This window comes from Streptococcus mitis, from assembly GCF_000722765.2.
Lineage (GTDB): Bacteria > Bacillota > Bacilli > Lactobacillales > Streptococcaceae > Streptococcus > Streptococcus mitis_AQ.
In genome coordinates this window covers 1009156-1026804 of the sequence record NZ_CP028415.1, presented here as the reverse complement: position 1 = coordinate 1026804, position 17649 = coordinate 1009156, and the positions used below count along the sequence as shown (strand labels likewise).

General features: G+C 38.8%; 16 protein-coding genes. 14 read left to right on the top strand and 2 right to left on the bottom strand.

The window, feature by feature from the left end; genetic code table 11:
• Window positions 1–313: 313 nt before the first annotated feature.
• From glgB to SK637_RS05345, 6 genes are read left to right on the top strand one after another with little or no spacing between them, the layout of a single operon-like run.
• A complete protein-coding gene (glgB, locus tag SK637_RS05370) occupies window positions 314–2242 on the top strand; it encodes a 1,4-alpha-glucan branching protein GlgB (protein ID WP_033688858.1) in 1929 nt (642 codons plus the stop codon).
• A complete protein-coding gene (locus SK637_RS05365; RefSeq protein ID WP_033688857.1) occupies window positions 2232–3374 on the top strand; it encodes a glucose-1-phosphate adenylyltransferase in 1143 nt (380 codons plus the stop codon). The genes glgB and SK637_RS05365 overlap by 11 nt, the downstream gene beginning before the upstream one ends.
• Window positions 3364–4503, top strand: a complete 1140-nt coding sequence (gene glgD / locus SK637_RS05360; RefSeq protein WP_033688856.1) for a glucose-1-phosphate adenylyltransferase subunit GlgD — start codon at window positions 3364–3366, stop codon at window positions 4501–4503. Before SK637_RS05365 ends, glgD begins: the two co-directional genes overlap by 11 nt.
• Window positions 4500–5933 carry a glycogen synthase GlgA gene (gene glgA / locus SK637_RS05355; protein WP_033688855.1) on the top strand — a complete coding sequence of 478 codons (1434 nt, stop codon included), beginning with the start codon at window positions 4500–4502 and terminating at the stop codon, window positions 5931–5933. Before glgD ends, glgA begins: the two co-directional genes overlap by 4 nt.
• A gap of 58 nt (window positions 5934–5991) precedes the next feature.
• Complete coding sequence (serB, locus tag SK637_RS05350; protein WP_033688854.1) at window positions 5992–6636, top strand: phosphoserine phosphatase SerB; 645 nt, start codon at window positions 5992–5994, stop codon at window positions 6634–6636.
• A 9-nt stretch (window positions 6637–6645) separates the two neighbouring features.
• Window positions 6646–7761: a glycerate kinase gene (locus tag SK637_RS05345; protein ID WP_033688853.1), complete on the top strand. Its 1116-nt coding sequence runs from the start codon at window positions 6646–6648 to the stop codon at window positions 7759–7761.
• Here SK637_RS05345 and SK637_RS05340 read toward each other — a convergent pair.
• The gene (locus SK637_RS05340) at window positions 7758–8204 is read right to left on the bottom strand and encodes a DUF1694 domain-containing protein (RefSeq protein ID WP_033688852.1); all 447 of its coding nucleotides are present in this window, start codon (window positions 8202–8204) and stop codon (window positions 7758–7760) included. The two genes, SK637_RS05345 and SK637_RS05340, sit on opposite strands and share 4 nt — an antisense overlap.
• A gap of 163 nt (window positions 8205–8367) precedes the next feature.
• Between SK637_RS05340 and eno the strand changes: the two genes are divergently transcribed.
• The 6 genes from eno (at window position 8368) to SK637_RS05310 (ending at window position 15215) form a co-directional block, all read left to right on the top strand.
• Entirely contained in the window at window positions 8368–9672 is a 1305-nt protein-coding gene (gene eno / locus SK637_RS05335; protein WP_000022821.1) for a surface-displayed alpha-enolase, read from the top strand.
• A gap of 269 nt (window positions 9673–9941) precedes the next feature.
• Complete coding sequence (locus SK637_RS05330) at window positions 9942–11201, top strand: UDP-N-acetylglucosamine 1-carboxyvinyltransferase (protein WP_001227097.1); 1260 nt, start codon at window positions 9942–9944, stop codon at window positions 11199–11201.
• Window positions 11202–11216: 15 nt separating this feature from the next.
• Window positions 11217–11768: a GNAT family N-acetyltransferase gene (locus SK637_RS05325; RefSeq protein WP_033688851.1), complete on the top strand. Its 552-nt coding sequence runs from the start codon at window positions 11217–11219 to the stop codon at window positions 11766–11768.
• Window positions 11761–13038 (top strand): CBS-HotDog domain-containing transcription factor SpxR, encoded by a 1278-nt coding sequence (gene spxR, locus SK637_RS05320; RefSeq protein ID WP_023942527.1) that lies wholly within the window; start codon window positions 11761–11763, stop codon window positions 13036–13038. The genes SK637_RS05325 and spxR overlap by 8 nt, the downstream gene beginning before the upstream one ends.
• Before the next feature lie 15 nt (window positions 13039–13053).
• Window positions 13054–13914, top strand: coding sequence for a methionyl aminopeptidase (locus tag SK637_RS05315; protein WP_000631543.1), 861 nt, complete (start codon window positions 13054–13056; stop codon window positions 13912–13914).
• Between the two features lie 383 nt (window positions 13915–14297).
• On the top strand, window positions 14298–15215 hold the full coding sequence (locus tag SK637_RS05310; protein WP_000587430.1) for a bifunctional riboflavin kinase/FAD synthetase: 918 nt from the start codon (window positions 14298–14300) through the stop codon (window positions 15213–15215).
• An 87-nt stretch (window positions 15216–15302) separates the two neighbouring features.
• Here SK637_RS05310 and SK637_RS05305 read toward each other — a convergent pair whose 3' ends face one another.
• Complete coding sequence (locus SK637_RS05305; RefSeq protein WP_033688850.1) at window positions 15303–16151, bottom strand: YitT family protein; 849 nt, start codon at window positions 16149–16151, stop codon at window positions 15303–15305.
• A gap of 140 nt (window positions 16152–16291) precedes the next feature.
• Here SK637_RS05305 and SK637_RS05300 point away from each other — a divergent pair, with 140 nt between their 5' ends.
• Together SK637_RS05300 and SK637_RS05295 are read left to right on the top strand one after the other, a co-directional pair.
• A complete protein-coding gene (locus tag SK637_RS05300) occupies window positions 16292–17131 on the top strand; it encodes a DegV family protein (RefSeq protein ID WP_000161407.1) in 840 nt (279 codons plus the stop codon).
• Between the two features lie 107 nt (window positions 17132–17238).
• Window positions 17239–17514 (top strand): HU family DNA-binding protein, encoded by a 276-nt coding sequence (locus tag SK637_RS05295; RefSeq protein ID WP_001284640.1) that lies wholly within the window; start codon window positions 17239–17241, stop codon window positions 17512–17514.
• The last annotated feature ends 135 nt before the right edge of the window (window positions 17515–17649 follow it).

Here is a 17649-nt window from a genome sequence, read left to right as displayed (position 1 = left end):
AATAGATTTACAATTTACATTCATTTGTGGTGCTTTATCTGTTAATAAAATCAGGAAATTCATTTCCTGGTTTGTTTTTTACTTAAAATCACGTCTTTTATTAGTAAAATTACGAACTTTATGATAGTATTATAAAAAAAGAATTCGCTTTAATGGCTTTTCTGAAAATTCCTTGTTTTACAAGTGAACACATCAGTTAATTTGTTGAAGACTTTCAAAAGAATTTTTACAAAATATAGTAATTCACTTGAATCTTCTCTAAAAAGGTAGTATAATAAATCTATAGAAAACGCTTACAGAAATAGGAGGGTGTATGGATAAGAAAAAAGCTTTAGAAACTTTTATGACAGGTGAGAATTTTCATCTCCAGCATTATCTGGGAGCGCATAGGGAAGAAAAAGATAGTGAGTCTGGCTATACTTTCCGAGTTTGGGCACCCAATGCTCAGGCAGTTCACTTGGTAGGGGATTTCACCAATTGGGTTGAAAATCAAATTCCAATGGAACGAAATGAATTTGGAGTCTGGGAAGTCTTTACTAGTCTTGCTCAAGAAGGCCAAATTTATAAGTATCATATTACACGTGCAAATGGTCATCAGCTGATGAAGATTGATCCTTTGGCTGTAAGGTATGAGGCACGACCTGGGACTGGAGCGATTTTAACAGAGATTCCAGAGAAAAAATGGAAGGATGGTCTATGGTTAGCTCGTAGAAAACGCTTGAGCTTTGAAGAGCGTCCTGTCAATATTTACGAGGCTCATGCTGGTTCTTGGAAGAGAAATCCAGACGGTAGTCCCTATAGTTTTGCTCAATTGAAAGATGAACTCATTCCTTACTTGGTTGAGATGAACTATACTCACATTGAGTTTATGCCTTTGATGTCTCACCCACTAGGTTTGAGTTGGGGCTATCAGCTTATGGGTTACTTTGCTCTAGAGCATGCCTATGGTCGTCCTGAAGAGTTTCAAGATTTTGTTGAGGAATGTCACTTAAACAATATTGGAGTTATTGTGGACTGGGTACCTGGTCACTTCACCATTAATGATGATGCCTTGGCCTATTATGATGGGACACCGACTTTTGAGTATCAGGACCATAATAAGGCTCATAACTATGGTTGGGGAGCACTCAATTTTGACCTTGGAAAGAATGAAGTCCAGTCCTTCTTGATTTCTAGTATTAAGTTTTGGATTGACTTTTACCATCTAGATGGTATTCGCGTGGATGCAGTTAGCAACATGCTCTATCTTGACTACGATGATGCTCCATGGACACCTAACAAGGATGGTGGCAATCTAAACTACGAAGGCTATTATTTCTTAAAACGTTTGAATGATGTCATTAAACAAGCTCATCCAGATGTGATGATGATAGCTGAGGAAAGTTCATCAGCTACTCAGATTACTGACACCAAGGATTCAGATGGTCTTGGGTTTGACTACAAATGGAATATGGGATGGATGAATGATATCCTCCGTTTCTATGAAGAAGATCCGATTTATCGTAAATATGACTTTAACCTGGTGACTTTCAGCTTTATGTATGTCTTCAAGGAGAACTATCTCCTACCATTCTCGCACGATGAAGTGGTTCATGGCAAGAAGAGTATGATGCACAAGATGTGGGGAGATCGTTATAATCAATTCGCAGGCTTGCGCAATATCTACACTTACCAAATTTGTCACCCAGGTAAAAAATTGCTCTTCATGGGTAGTGAATATGGGCAATTCCTAGAATGGAAATCTGAAGAACAGTTGGAATGGTCTAATCTAGAAGACCCAATGAATGCCAAGATGAAGTATTTCACTTCTCAGCTAAACCAGTTTTACAAAGACCACCGCTGTCTGTGGGAAATTGATACCAGCTATGATGGTATTGAAATCATCGATGCGGATAATCGAGACCAGAGTGTTCTGTCCTTCATCCGTAAGGGGAAAAAGGGCGATATGTTAGTCTGTGTCTTTAATATGGCACCTGTTGAACGAAAAGATTTTACAATCGGCCTTCCTGTTGCAGGGATTTATGAAGAAGTCTGGAATACTGAGTTAGAAGAGTGGGGCGGTGTCTGGAAAGAACACAATCAAACTGTTCAAACGCAAGAAGGGCTATGGAAAGATTATGAGCAGACCTTGACCTTTACCCTACCGGCTATGGGAGCTAGTGTATGGAAAATCAAGCGTCGCTTGAAATCTGATAAAACTGTCACAAGTAAAAACCAAAAAGGAGTAGAAAATGAAGAATGAAATGTTAGCTTTGATTCTTGCTGGTGGGCAAGGAACTCGTCTCGGTAAACTCACTCAAAGCATCGCAAAACCAGCTGTGCAATTTGGTGGGCGCTACCGTATTATTGACTTTGCTCTCTCAAACTGTGCTAACTCAGGGATTCACAATGTTGGAGTCATCACCCAGTATCAACCACTTGCTCTCAACAATCATATCGGGAATGGTTCAAGTTGGGGTCTAGATGGGATTAATTCTGGTGTCTCTATCCTTCAACCTTATTCTGCAAGTGAAGGAAATCGTTGGTTTGAAGGAACTAGTCACGCTATTTATCAAAATATCGACTATATCGATAGTGTCAATCCTGAGTATGTTTTGATTCTATCTGGTGACCATATCTATAAGATGGACTATGATGCTATGCTCCAGTCTCACAAGGATAATAATGCTAGTTTGACAGTAGCAGTTCTTGATGTTCCTCTTAAAGAAGCTAGCCGTTTTGGCATCATGAACACAGATGCTAACAATCGTATTGTAGAATTTGAAGAGAAACCAGCCCAACCTAAATCTACCAAAGCCTCTATGGGGATTTACATCTTTGATTGGCAACGTCTTCGCAATATGCTTGTTGCTGCTGAAAAGAGCAATGTCGATATGTCAGACTTCGGTAAAAATGTCATTCCAAATTACCTTGAGTCAGGTGAAAGTGTCTATGCCTACGAATTTAATGGTTACTGGAAAGACGTCGGTACGATTGAGTCTCTTTGGGAAGCGAACATGGAGTACATTTCACCAGAAAATGCCTTGGATAGCCGTAACCGTCAATGGAAGATTTACTCAAGAAACTTGATTTCGCCACCAAACTACCTTGGTGCCAATGCTGATGTGGAAGACTCATTAGTTGTAGACGGATGTTTTGTTGATGGAACGGTTAAACACTCTATCCTTTCAACAGGAGCGCAAGTTCGCGAAGGAGCAGAAGTAGTAGATTCAGTTATCATGAGTGGTGCAATTGTTGGTCAAGGAGCTAAAATCAAACGTGCCATTATTGGTGAAGGTGCAGTTATTTCTGATGGTGTCGAAATTGATGGAACAGAAGAAGTACAAGTTGTAGGATATGATGAAGTAGTGGGGGTAGCAACAGATGAAGATTGATAAATATTCTGCCATTTTAGGAAACACAGTTGGTTTTCATGATATGTCAACACTGACAGACCACCGTCCAGTAGCTAGTTTGCCATTTGGTGGTAAATATCGCTTGATTGACTTCCCGCTTTCAAGTCTTGCTAATGCAGGTGTTCGTAGTATTTTCGGTATTTTCCAACAAGATAATATTAGCTCAGTCTTTGACCATATCCGTTCTGGTCGTGAGTGGGGATTGTCAACTCTTCTTAGCCATTACTATCTAGGTATTTACAATACCCGTGTGGAAAGTAGTACCGTTGGAAAAGAATACTACCATCAGCTTCTTACTTATTTGAAACGTTCTGGATCAAACCAAACAGTTTCTCTTAACTGTGATATTTTGATTAATATTGATCTGAATCAAGTATTCCACCTACACACTACAACAAAAGGGCCAATCACTGTAGTTTATAAGAAACTTCCTAAGAAAGATATTTCAGAAGTAAATGCAATCTTGGAAGTGGATGAAACAGACCATGTCCGTTCTCATAAACTTTTTGACAGCAAATCATCGGATGAAGTTTACAATATGTCTACAGATATCTTTGTCGTTGATACACCTTGGTTAATTGAACGCTTGGAAGAAGAAGCCAAGAAAGAACATCCAGAGAAATTGCGCTATGTTTTACGTGATTTGGCGGCCAAAGAAGGAGCTTTTGCCTACGAATACACAGGTTATCTGGCAAATATTCATTCTGTAGAATCTTATTACCAAGCTAATAAAGATATGCTTGAATCTCAAAAATTCTACTCTCTCTTCTCACCAAATCAAAAGATTTATACCAAGGTCAAAAACGAAGAGCCAACTTATTATGGTAATACATCTAAGGTAAGTACTTCTCAGTTTGCTTCTGGTAGTATCATTGAAGGTCAAGTGGCTGATTCTGTTTTATCACGTAATATTCATGTCCATAAGGATAGCTTGGTTAAAGATAGCATCTTATTCCCTCGTGTTGTTATTGGAGAAGGAGCTCAGGTAGAATATGCTATCTTGGACAAGGGCGTTGAAGTTGCTGATGGAGTTGTAATCCGTGGAACTGCAGAACATCCAGTCGTCGTTAAAAAAGGTGCTAAAGTAACAGAGGATATTCATTCATGAAAATTTTATTTGTAGCAGCTGAGGGTGCACCCTTTTCAAAAACAGGTGGTTTGGGAGACGTCATTGGCGCTCTTCCCAAATCACTGGTAAAAGCTGGACATGAAGTTGCAGTAATTTTACCCTACTATGACATGGTAGAGGCTAAATTTGGAAATCAGATTGAAGATGTTCTTCATTTTGAGGTGAGTGTTGGTTGGCGCAGACAGTACTGTGGAATTAAGAAAACAGTCTTAAACGGTGTGACCTTCTACTTTATTGACAACCAATATTATTTCTTCCGTGGTCATGTTTACGGTGATTTTGACGATGGAGAACGCTTTGCTTTCTTCCAACTGGCTGCCATTGAGGCTATGGAAAGGATTGACTTTATTCCTGACCTTCTCCATGTTCATGACTACCATACAGCTATGATTCCTTTCTTGTTGAAGGAAAAATACCGTTGGATTCAGGCCTATCAAGGAATAAAAACTGTTTTAACCATTCATAATTTGGAATTTCAAGGACAATTTTCAGAAGGAATGTTATGGGATTTGTTTGGAGTTGGCTTTGAACGTTATGCTGATGGTACCCTTCGCTGGAACAACTGTCTGAACTGGATGAAGGCAGGTATTCTCTATGCGGATCGTGTGTCAACCGTTTCACCTAGCTATGCTCATGAAATTATGACCAGTCAGTTCGGATGTAACTTGGATCAGATTCTTCGAATGGAATCTGGTAAAGTTTCTGGTATCGTGAATGGGATTGATGCTGACCTGTATAATCCTCAGACGGATGCTCTTTTAGACTATCATTTTAATCAGGAAGATTTGTCTGGAAAAGCCCACAATAAAGCAAAATTACAAGAGAGAGTTGGATTGCCAGTTAGATCTGACGTTCCTCTGGTGGGAATTGTTTCTCGTTTGACACGTCAAAAAGGTTTTGATGTGGTGGTCGAAAGTCTGCATCAGATCTTGCAAAATGATGTTCAGATTGTTCTTTTAGGAACTGGTGATCCAGCCTTTGAAGGAGCTTTCTCATGGTTTGCTCAAATTTACCCAGACAAGCTATCAGCAAATATCACTTTTGATATCAAACTAGCTCAAGAAATCTACGCTGCCTGTGACCTCTTCCTCATGCCAAGTCGTTTTGAACCGTGTGGTTTGTCTCAAATGATGGCGATGCGTTATGGAACCTTGCCATTGGTCCATGAAGTTGGTGGCTTGCGAGATACTGTTCGCGCTTTCAATCCAATCGAGGGAAGCGGTACTGGCTTTAGCTTTGACAATCTATCTCCTTACTGGTTGAATTGGACTTTCCAAACAGCTTTGGACTTGTATAGAAACCATCCTGATGTTTGGAGAAATCTACAAAAACAAGCTATGGAGTGTGATTTCTCATGGGATACAGCCTGCAAGTCATATCTTGACTTGTACCATAGTTTAGTTAATTAATAGATAAAATCGTATGATGACTTCATACGATTTTTGGGCTGTTTAGAGAGGAGAACTGATGTCTCAAGTAAAAGGTTTGTGTGTCATGGATGTTGATGGAACCTTAATCCTAGAAGAAGTGATTGATCTTTTGGGTAGAGAGGCAGGTCGTGAGGAGGAAATTTCGCAGATTACAAGTCGGGCAATGCGAGGAGAGTTGAACTTTGAAAGAAGTTTACGAGATAGAGTTTCCTTCTTGGAAGGTCTTCCTATTTCGGTCTTTGATAAAGTCTTCAAGTCTATTCATCTAACGCCAAATGCCCAGAAATTTATCTCTATTCTCCAAAAGAATGGCATCCTAGTTGGTCTGGTGTCTGGTGGATTTACTCCAATAGTTGAGAGATTAGCAAAATCCCTTGGTATTGCCTATTTCTCTGCCAACCAACTTGAAGTCAAAGGTGGCTTTCTAGCAGGGAAATTAGTTGGACAAATTATCAGTCCTCAGGTTAAAAAAGAGACTCTGGAACAATGGAGAGAAAAACTCAAACTTCCTAAAGAAAGAACGATTGCAATCGGTGACGGGGCCAATGATCTATTAATGTTGAAGTCAGCAGGACTAGGAATTGCCTTTTGTGCAAAAGAAGTGCTCAAAAAAGAAATACCACATCATGTTGACAAGAGGGATTTTTTAGAAGTACTTCCTTTGATTGACTGTTTAGAATGAGGGGAAAATATGAAGATTGTAATTGCACCAGATTCATTTAAGGAAAGCTTGTCCGCTCAACAGGTAGCTGAAGCAATAAAAAGAGGCTTCCAACAGTCGATAGCAGATGTAGAATGTGTCCTCTGCCCTGTTGGTGATGGTGGCGAAGGTACAGTAGATTCCATTCGACATTCTCTTGACCTAGAAGAAAAATGGATTCAAGTTACAGGACCTTTTGGACAAAAAGAAACCATACGCTATTTTCAAAAAGGGGAACTGGCACTCTTTGAAGTTGCCGACTTGGTTGGCCTTGGAAAAATTCCGCTAGAGAAACGAAATCCACTTCAAATCCAAACTTGTGGGATTGGAGAGTTGATTCGCCATCTCATTGCTCAAGGGATTAAAGATATCTATATCGGCGTTGGTGGAACGGCCAGTAATGATGGCGGTATTGGGATTGCTGCTGGTTTGGGTTATCAATTTTATGATACAGATGGAAATGTCTTGCCCACTTGCGGTCAGTCTTTATTGAACTTAGCTTCTGTTTCAACAGAAAATCGCTATGAAATTCCTGAAGATGTTCAAATTCGTATTTTAGCAGATGTCGTGAGTCCCTTATGTGGACATCAAGGTGCAACCTACACGTTTGGCAAGCAAAAATGCCTTGATCCTACTATGTTTGCAGTCGTAGATCAGGCAATTCAAGATTTTTATGAAAAAGCCTCACCTGTAACATTGGAAATTAAAGGAGCAGGAGCTGGTGGAGGCATTGCTGGCGGTTTGTGTGCCTTTACTCAGGCAAATATCGTGTCGGGAATTGATACCTGTTTAGATTTGATTGATTTTGATAAGAAAGTTGCAGATGCTGACTTGGTTGTTGTAGGAGAAGGAAGGCTAGATCGTCAAAGCTTATCAGGTAAAGCGCCTATTGGTGTTGCAAAAAGAACCCCTGTCGGAGTTCCTGTCATTGCTATTTGTGGTAGTCTTGCTGAAGATTTACCTTCCCTACCATTTGAAAATATCCAAGCTGCCTTTTCTATTTTAGAGAAAAGCGAACCTTTAGAAGATAGTTTGAAAAATGCTAGTCTCTATCTGGAGCACACGGCTACCAATATCGGGCACTTATTAAATATGCGCAAGATTTAGCCAAACCATTTCTTCCAGATAGATGTTTTGGCTGGTTCTTCCTTTTTACCTTCCCAAAGTTTTGCAAAAGCAAGTCGAAGATCCTTTTCTTCTACTTGAACTGGTGCATTGGTATGGATAATCAGACCAAAAGGAGAAGAAGTATGCTCTTCAGATACAATGGTAGCTTGACTATCAGTTTCTTTTGCTTCTTTTAAGTAGAAAACTTGCTTGTCAAATTCGATAGTTGGTGAAATCTTTACAAATAGTGGCTCTGCTTTTTCCTGAAGGTTTTCTAAAATAGATAAAAAGCCTTTTTCTAACTGAGGACTATTTGCTGTGTCAATATCCGCATATCCAAGAACTCTTTCCTCAAAGGTACCAAGATAGCGTCTTTGCTCATCCGGATTTAATTTTGGCCCACCATGAGCTTTTTCAAGTAATTGTTTTGATAAATCTGTCATGAAAACAGTATATCATAAAAGTTAGAATAAAACAGACAAAAGAAAGCGATTACTTTATAAAGTTAAGGAAAATTTGCACAAAGATAACGTTTTTTCTTGAAAAAGGAGGGGTTTTAAGGTATTATAGAGGTGTAAAAAATTTAACTCATAAGGAGAGTAAAAAATGTCAATTATTACTGATGTTTACGCTCGCGAAGTCCTAGACTCACGCGGTAACCCAACACTTGAAGTAGAAGTTTACACTGAATCAGGTGCTTTCGGACGTGGTATGGTTCCATCAGGAGCTTCTACTGGTGAACACGAAGCAGTTGAACTTCGCGACGGTGACAAATCTCGTTACGGTGGTCTTGGTACACAAAAAGCTGTTGACAACGTAAACAACATCATTGCTGAAGCAATCATCGGCTACGATGTACGTGACCAACAAGCTATCGACCGTGCTATGATCGCACTTGACGGTACTCCTAACAAAGGTAAATTGGGTGCAAACGCAATCCTTGGTGTGTCTATCGCTGTAGCTCGCGCTGCTGCTGACTACCTTGAAATCCCACTTTACAGCTACCTTGGTGGATTCAACACTAAAGTTCTTCCAACTCCAATGATGAACATCATCAACGGTGGTTCTCACTCTGACGCTCCAATCGCTTTCCAAGAGTTCATGATCGTACCTGCTGGTGCACCATCATTCAAAGAAGCTCTTCGTTGGGGTGCTGAAATCTTCCACGCTCTTAAGAAAATCCTTAAATCTCGTGGTCTTGAAACAGCCGTAGGTGACGAAGGTGGATTTGCTCCTCGTTTTGAAGGAACTGAAGACGGAGTTGAAACTATCCTTGCTGCTATCGAAGCTGCTGGATATGTTCCTGGTAAAGATGTGTTTATCGGATTTGACTGTGCTTCATCAGAATTTTACGATAAAGAACGTAAAGTTTACGACTACACTAAATTCGAAGGTGAAGGAGCAGCTGTACGTACTGCTGCAGAACAAATCGACTACCTTGAAGAATTGGTAAACAAATACCCAATCATCACTATCGAAGATGGTATGGATGAAAATGACTGGGACGGTTGGAAAGCTCTTACTGAACGTCTTGGTGGTAAAGTTCAATTGGTTGGTGACGACTTCTTCGTAACAAACACTTCTTACCTTGAAAAAGGTATTGCAGAAGGTGCTGCTAACTCAATCCTTATCAAAGTTAACCAAATCGGTACTCTTACTGAAACATTCGACGCTATCGAAATGGCGAAAGAAGCTGGTTACACTGCCGTTGTATCACACCGTTCAGGTGAAACTGAAGATTCAACAATCGCTGACATCGCAGTTGCAACTAATGCAGGACAAATCAAGACTGGTTCACTTTCACGTACAGACCGTATCGCTAAATACAACCAATTGCTTCGCATCGAAGACCAACTTGGTGAAGTAGCTGAATACCGTGGATTGAAATCATTCTACAACTTGAAAAAATAAAATAGTTCAGTGAACTATTTTATTCCGAACCTTGAAATTCAAAAGTTCGGCCGTTGATTTAACAACGTTTCTAGCCCCTCGGATTTTATCCGAAGGGCTGTTTTTGTATTTAGGGGGCAAAAAAGGGGCAAAACTTTTTAAGAAAGCACAGCTACCAACAAATACGATTCAGCTAATATAATTGAAAATGATGGAAAAAAGGGTGAATTTATGATATACTTTAACGTAGGACCTTTTTAGAAATTTTGAAAGAGTATTAAAAATTTAAAATGAGAAAAATTGTTATCAATGGTGGCTTGCCCCTGCAAGGTGAGATTACCATTAGTGGTGCAAAAAATAGTGTTGTAGCTTTGATTCCAGCTATTATCTTGGCAGATGATGTTGTGACTTTGGATTGTGTGCCAGATATTTCCGATGTTGCTAGTCTTGTCGAAATTATGGAATTAATGGGTGCTACTGTTAAGAGATATGATGATGTGTTAGAGATTGATCCAAGAGGTGTTCAGAATATTCCAATGCCTTATGGGAAAATCAATAGTCTTCGTGCATCTTATTATTTTTATGGAAGTCTTTTAGGTCGCTTTGGGGAAGCTACTGTTGGTTTACCTGGTGGATGTGATTTGGGACCTCGCCCTATTGACTTACACCTTAAGGCTTTTGAAGCTATGGGAGCAACTGTTAGCTACGAGGGAGATAACATGAAGTTATCTGCTAAAGAAACAGGACTTCACGGTGCAAGTATTTACATGGATACGGTTAGTGTCGGTGCGACGATTAATACAATGATTGCTGCGGTTAAAGCAAATGGCCGTACTATTATTGAAAATGCAGCCCGAGAACCTGAAATTATTGATGTTGCCACTCTCTTAAATAATATGGGTGCTCATATCCGTGGTGCTGGAACCAATATTATCATTATTGATGGTGTTGACAGATTACATGGAACGCGTCATCAGGTGATTCCAGACCGTATTGAAGCAGGAACATATATTTCTTTAGCTGCTGCAGTTGGTAAGGGAATTCGGATTAATAATGTTCTTTATGAACACTTAGAAGGATTCATTGCTAAGTTGGAAGAAATGGGAGTGAGAATGACTGTATCTGAAGACAGTATTTTTGTCGAAGAACAGTCTAATTTGAAAGCAATCAATATTAAGACAGCTCCTTACCCAGGCTTTGCTACTGACTTGCAACAACCAATTACTCCTCTCTTGTTAACAGCAGAGGGGCGTGGTACCATTATTGATACCATTTATGAAAAACGAGTAAACCATGTTTTTGAACTAGCAAAGATGGACGCGGATATTACGACTACAAACGACCATATTTTATATACTGGTGGACGTAGTTTACGTGGTGCAAATGTAAAAGCTACTGACCTTAGAGCTGGGGCCGCACTTGTCATTGCTGGTTTAATGGCTGAAGGCAAAACTGAAATTACAAATATTGAGTTCATCTTACGTGGTTATTCAGATATTATTGAAAAATTACGTAATCTAGGAGCGGATATTACACTTGTTGAGGATTAAACCGTAGAGGTGTTTATGAATATTTGGACCAAATTAGCAATGTTTTCTTTTTTTGAAACGGATCGCTTGTATTTGCGTCCTTTCTTTTTTAGTGATAGTCAAGACTTCCATGAGATAGCCTCAAATCCTGAAAATTTACAATTTATTTTTCCAAGTCAAGCTAGTCTGGAGGAGAGTCAATATGCACTGGCCAATTATTTTATGAAGGCTCCTTTAGGTGTATGGGCTATTTGTGACAAGAAAACTGAAAAAATGATTGGTTCAATTAAGTTTGAGAAGCTAGATGAAATTAAAAAAGAAGCAGAACTTGGTTATTTTTTGAGAAAAGATGTATGGTGTCAAGGTTTTATGACAGAAGTTGTAAGAAAACTTTGCCAACTTTCTTTTGAGGAATTTGGTTTAAAACAATTATCCATTATTACCCACCTTGAAAATGAAGCTAGTCAACGGGTTGCTCTTAAGTCTGGATTTCGATTGATTCGTCAGTTTAAGGGAAGTGATCGTTACACAAGAAAAATGCGAGATTATCTTGAATTTCGGTATGTAAAAGGAGAATTCAATGAGTAAGCATCAGGAAATTCTAAGCTATTTGGAGGAATTACCCGTTGGTAAAAGAGTCAGTGTTCGAAGCATTTCTAACCATCTAGGAGTCAGTGATGGAACGGCTTATCGGGCTATTAAAGAAGCTGAAAACCGTGGAATTGTAGAGACTCGCCCAAGAAGTGGTACTATCCGTGTTAAATCTCAGAAAGTTGCTATAGAGAGATTAACTTTTGCTGAAATTGCTGAAGTGACTTCTTCTGAGGTTCTGGCTGGTCAAGAAGGTTTAGAGAGAGAATTTAGTAAGTTTTCTATTGGTGCCATGACCGAACAAAACATCTTATCCTATCTTCATGATGGGGGGCTCTTGATTGTTGGAGACCGGACTCGTATTCAATTGTTAGCATTGGAAAATGAAAATGCAGTTCTAGTTACAGGTGGATTTCAGGTCCATGATGATGTACTTAAACTGGCCAATCAAAAAGGAATTCCTGTTTTAAGAAGCAAGCATGACACTTTCACTGTCGCGACCATGATTAATAAGGCCTTGTCAAATGTTCAAATCAAAACAGATATTTTGACAGTTGAGAAGCTTTATCGTCCGAGTCATGAATATGGTTTTCTGAGAGAGACTGATACTGTTAAAGATTATTTGGACTTAGTTCGTAAGAATCGTAGCAGCCGTTTCCCGGTTATCAATCAACACCAGGTTGTGGTGGGAGTTGTAACCATGAGAGATGCTGGTGATAAATCACCAAGCACGACAATTGATAAAGTCATGTCTCGTAGTCTATTTTTGGTTGGTTTATCGACAAATATTGCCAATGTGAGTCAACGGATGATTGCTGAAGATTTTGAAATGGTACCGGTTGTTCGGAATAATCAAACCTTGCTTGGAGTTGTGACACGACGAGATGTCATGGAGAAGATGAGCCGTTCCCAAGTTTCTGCTCTACCAACTTTTTCTGAGCAGATTGGTCAAAAACTTTCTTATCACCATGATGAAGTAGTGATTACAGTGGAACCCTTTATGCTAGAGAAAAATGGAGTTTTAGCTAACGGTGTATTGGCAGAGATACTGACTCATATGACCCAAGATTTAGTTGTGAATAGTGGTCGCAATCTCATCATCGAGCAAATGCTGATCTACTTTTTGCAGGCTGTTCAGATAGATGATATACTGCGCATTCAAGCACGCATTATCCATCATACTAGACGATCAGCTATTATTGATTATGATATTTATCATGGTCATCAGATTGTTTCAAAAGCAAATGTGACCGTTAAAATTAATTAGAAACTAGGAGAAAAGATGATAACATTAAAATCAGCTCGTGAAATTGAAGCTATGGATAAGGCAGGTGATTTTTTAGCAAGTATCCATATTGGCTTGCGTGATTTGATTAAGCCTGGCGTAGATATGTGGGAAGTTGAAGAATACGTTCGCCGTCGTTGTAAGGAAGAAAATTTCCTTCCACTTCAGATTGGGGTTGACGGTGCCATGATGGACTATCCTTATGCTACATGTTGCTCTCTTAATGATGAAGTGGCTCACGCTTTCCCTCGTCATTATATCTTGAAAGATGGTGATTTGCTCAAAGTTGATATGGTTTTGGGAGGTCCTATTGCTAAGTCTGATCTGAATGTCTCAAAATTAAACTTCAACAATGTTGAGCAAATGAAGAAATACACCCAGAGCTATTCTGGTGGCCTAGCAGACTCTTGTTGGGCTTATGCTGTCGGTACACCGTCCGAAGAAGTGAAAAACTTGATGGATGTGACTAAAGAAGCTATGTACAAGGGGATTGAGCAGGCTGTTGTTGGAAATCGTATCGGTGATATCGGTGCGGCTATTCAAGAATATGCTGAAAGTCGTGGATACGGTGTAGTGCGTGATTTGGTTGGTCATGGTGTTGGCCCAACTATGCATGAAGAACCAATGGTTCCTAACTATGGTATTGCAGGTCGTGGGCTTCGTCTCCGTGAAGGAATGGTCTTGACTATTGAACCGATGATCAATACAGGTGACTGGGAAATTGATACAGATATGAAGACCGGTTGGGCACATAAAACCATTGACGGTGGACTATCTTGTCAATATGAACACCAATTTGTCATTACTAAGGATGGTCCAGTAATCTTGACTAGTCAGGGTGAAGAAGGAACTTATTAATAAAAAGTGAAAAGACTACTGGAAGTTCATTTTGAAAATATTCCAGCAGATCTTTTTATATAAAATAAACGAATTGTATTGATGTCTTCAGACTTTTTGAAGACAACAAAATAGTCTCCATAATTCATAAGGTGGTTTTACCCACTACAGAAATTATTGATTCTAAAAATTCAGTTACTCTTTTTATAATCAAACGCATTGTATCAAGTTTTAGGTAGCTGATATGATGTGTTTTTATGGTTTTAAGATTCTTACCTCAATCTCTTGTACGTTATGCTGATTTCAAAACCAAAATTCTTATAAAATGGTACACTTTAGGTTAAAAAAACGACATTTCAGATTTTCTGTTCCAGAAATAGCTATCACTATGATATAATTATTTTATGATTATTACTATTCCTATAAAAAATCAAAAAGATATTGGCACACCATCCGATTCGGTCGTTGTTCTCGGTTATTTTGATGGTATACATAAAGGACACCAAGAATTGTTTCGTGTTGCCAACAAGGCTGCGATGAAAGACTTATTGCCTATCGTCGTTATGACCTTTAATGAATCTCCAAAGATTGCTTTAGAGCCTTATCATCCGGATTTGTTTTTGCATATTTTGAACCCTGCTGAACGTGAAAGAAAATTAAAACGAGAAGGTGTAGAAGAATTGTATCTCCTTGATTTTAGTAGCAAATTTGCTAGTCTCACAGCAGAAGAATTTTTTGCGACTTATATCAAGGCTATGAATGCCAAAATTATTGTTGCAGGTTTTGATTATACATTTGGTTCTGACAAAAAAACAGCAGAAGATTTAAAGGATTACTTTGATGGAGAAGTTATCATTGTCCCACCTGTAGAAGATGAGAAAGGAAAGATTAGTTCAACTCGTATCCGTCAAGCTATTTTAGATGGAAATGTGAAAGAAGCAGGAGAACTTTTGGGGGCACCGCTTCCATCCAGAGGTATGGTGGTTCATGGTAATGCTCGTGGTCGTACGATTGGTTATCCAACAGCTAATTTAGTGCTTTTAGACCGTACTTATATGCCAGCAGATGGCGTTTATGTTGTTGATGTTGAGATTCAAAGACAGAAGTATCGTGCTATGGCTAGTGTCGGGAAAAATGTGACCTTTGATGGAGAAGAAGCACGTTTTGAAGTCAATATTTTTGATTTTAATCAAGATATTTATGGGGAAACCGTCATGGTTTATTGGCTTGATCGCATTCGTGATATGACAAAATTTGATTCTGTTGACCAATTAGTGGATCAGTTAAAGGCTGATGAAGAAGTCGCTCGGAATTGGTCTTAAGAGCCTAAATAAACAAAAAAGAGGTTGTCTGTAACCCAAAAGATAGATGATCTAGTCTAACTTTTGAGGTCACTACAAGACCTCTTTTTATTCTTTTTCAAAGGTGAAGCCTTCACCAAGGATTTCATGGGCTTCTGTGATAGTGATAAAGGCTTGAGGGTCAATCCGATGAATCATTTCCTTCATTTTCACAATTTCATTTCTTCCGACAATACAGTAGATAATTTTCAAATCTTTTTGACTATAGTAGCCTTGTCCTGAGATAAAAGTAACACCTCTTCCTAGGTCATCATTAATAGCCTTAGCAAGTTGGTCAGGACGTTTGGTAATAATCATAAATCCTTTACCTGCGTATCCTCCTTCTCCAATCAAATCAATCACTCGGGATACAATGAAAGTAAAGAGAAGAGTGTAAGTAACCAATCTTAAATCCTTAAAAATAAGGAGAATGAGCATGAGAATACAAAAATCTAAGATAAAAAGCAGTTTCCCCATGGACAAATGAGTGTATTTGTTGAGAATACGAGCTAGAATATCTGTTCCACCGGTTGTACCTCCAGCGTTAAATATAATTCCAAGACCAATTCCTAATAGAATTCCCGCTATAAGGGCTGTAATTAGTAAATCACCTTGAAGATCAATATGAAGGGGAATACGTTCAAAAAAAGCTAACCAGGCAGATAAAGCCAAGGTTCCTAGCAAACTAGAATAGAGAGACTTCGCTCCAAAGATTTTCCAAGCTAGTATAAAAAGGGGAATATTAATCAGTAGGTTCATGAGAGAAATAGGGATTTTAAAAAGATAAAAGGTGATGAGGGTAATACCTGTCGCCCCTCCTTCAAAGAGATGATGGGGAACTACAAAATAAGTCAACCCAAAAGCATAAATAGCAGCACCTAGTAAAATGGTTAAAATGGGAAAAATTTTTTTAATCATAGGGACCTCTTTTCTTATAAGTAGATTATATCAAATTTTTAAGGAAAATTTGATTGACTCCATTAGGATTTTTAATCTTTTTTTGATATAATTAAAAGTAAGAAAACCAATCTGAATCCTAAAATAGAAAGATTGATACTATGACAAAAATTAAGATTGTAACCGATTCATCTGTTACTATTGAACCAGAATTAGTAAAGCAATTAGATATCACTGTTGTTCCTTTATCTGTAATGATTGATAATGTGGTTTATTCTGATGCGGATTTGAAAGAAGAAGGTAAATTTCTTCAGTTGATGCAAGCAAGTAAGAACCTTCCGAAAACAAGTCAGCCACCTGTAGGTGTCTTTGCTGAAGTTTTTGAAGACCTATGCAAAGATGGTAGCCAGATTCTTGCTATTCATATGTCCCATGCTCTTTCTGGTACTGTAGAAGCGGCACGTCAAGGTGCTAGCTTATCTACTGCCGATGTGACAGTTATTGATAGTTCCTTCACTGACCAAGCCTTGAAATTCCAAGTTGTTGAGGCTGCAAAATTAGCGCAAGAAGGCAAAGAGTTGGAGGAAATCTTATCTCATGTAGAAGAGGTTAAAAACCATACAGAGCTCTATATTGGTGTTTCTACTTTGGAAAATCTTGTCAAAGGTGGACGAATAGGGCGTGTAACTGGATTGTTGAGCTCACTTCTCAATATACGTGTTGTCATGCAGATGAAAGACCATGAATTGCAGCCAATCGTTAAAGGTCGTGGAGCTAAAACTTTTAAAAAATGGTTGGATGAGTTGATAACATCGCTCTCTGAACGTTCTGTAGCAGAGATTGGAATTTCATATTCTGGAAGTTCTGATTGGGCAAAAGAGATGAAAGAAAGCTTACAAGCTTATGTTGAAAAGCCAATTTCAGTTTTGGAAACGGGCTCTATTATTCAAACTCACACGGGTGAGAATGCTTGGGCTATTTTAGTACGTTACCACTCCTAAAAAAATAAATAAAATGGGAAGAAATAGCGTTTTTAACTTGACCTAAAAGGGATTTTAGGATATGATTATATTTGTTAATTAGAAATTAAATTGGAGGAATCATTAACATGGCAAACAAACAAGATTTGATCGCTAAAGTAGCAGAAGCTACAGAATTGACTAAAAAAGACTCAGCAGCAGCAGTTGAAGCTGTATTCGCAGCAGTAACTGAGTACCTTGCAGCTGGTGAAAAAGTTCAATTGATCGGTTTTGGTAACTTTGAAGTTCGTGAGCGTGCTGCACGTAAAGGTCGCAACCCACAAACTGGTAAAGAAATCAAGATTGCAGCTTCTAAAGTTCCAGCATTCAAAGCTGGTAAAGCTCTTAAAGACGCTGTTAAATAATTAGCCTTTAAAAAGCCTATTGCATCGAGCTTTCTAGCTTGAGCAGTAGGCTTTTTTGTGTATAGGGGGCAAAAAAGGGGGCAGAATCTGAATGAACTAGTACCGGAAAATACTTCAAATACAGACTAATTCAAA

Bases quoted from the DNA above. Each gene is read 5' to 3' on its own strand.
- glgB (WP_033688858.1), top strand. From the start codon at position 314: ATGGATAAGAAAAAAGCTTTAGAAACTTTTATGACAGGTGAGAATTTT.
- SK637_RS05365 (WP_033688857.1), top strand. From the start codon at position 2,232: ATGAAGAATGAAATGTTAGCTTTGATTCTTGCTGGTGGGCAAGGAACT.
- glgD (WP_033688856.1), top strand. From the start codon at position 3,364: ATGAAGATTGATAAATATTCTGCCATTTTAGGAAACACAGTTGGTTTT.
- glgA (WP_033688855.1), top strand. From the start codon at position 4,500: ATGAAAATTTTATTTGTAGCAGCTGAGGGTGCACCCTTTTCAAAAACA.
- serB (WP_033688854.1), top strand. From the start codon at position 5,992: ATGTCTCAAGTAAAAGGTTTGTGTGTCATGGATGTTGATGGAACCTTA.
- SK637_RS05345 (WP_033688853.1), top strand. From the start codon at position 6,646: ATGAAGATTGTAATTGCACCAGATTCATTTAAGGAAAGCTTGTCCGCT.
- SK637_RS05340 (WP_033688852.1), bottom strand. From the start codon at position 8,204: ATGACAGATTTATCAAAACAATTACTTGAAAAAGCTCATGGTGGGCCA.
- eno (WP_000022821.1), top strand. From the start codon at position 8,368: ATGTCAATTATTACTGATGTTTACGCTCGCGAAGTCCTAGACTCACGC.
- SK637_RS05330 (WP_001227097.1), top strand. From the start codon at position 9,942: ATGAGAAAAATTGTTATCAATGGTGGCTTGCCCCTGCAAGGTGAGATT.
- SK637_RS05325 (WP_033688851.1), top strand. From the start codon at position 11,217: ATGAATATTTGGACCAAATTAGCAATGTTTTCTTTTTTTGAAACGGAT.
- spxR (WP_023942527.1), top strand. From the start codon at position 11,761: ATGAGTAAGCATCAGGAAATTCTAAGCTATTTGGAGGAATTACCCGTT.
- SK637_RS05315 (WP_000631543.1), top strand. From the start codon at position 13,054: ATGATAACATTAAAATCAGCTCGTGAAATTGAAGCTATGGATAAGGCA.
- SK637_RS05310 (WP_000587430.1), top strand. From the start codon at position 14,298: ATGATTATTACTATTCCTATAAAAAATCAAAAAGATATTGGCACACCA.
- SK637_RS05305 (WP_033688850.1), bottom strand. From the start codon at position 16,151: ATGATTAAAAAAATTTTTCCCATTTTAACCATTTTACTAGGTGCTGCT.
- SK637_RS05300 (WP_000161407.1), top strand. From the start codon at position 16,292: ATGACAAAAATTAAGATTGTAACCGATTCATCTGTTACTATTGAACCA.
- SK637_RS05295 (WP_001284640.1), top strand. From the start codon at position 17,239: ATGGCAAACAAACAAGATTTGATCGCTAAAGTAGCAGAAGCTACAGAA.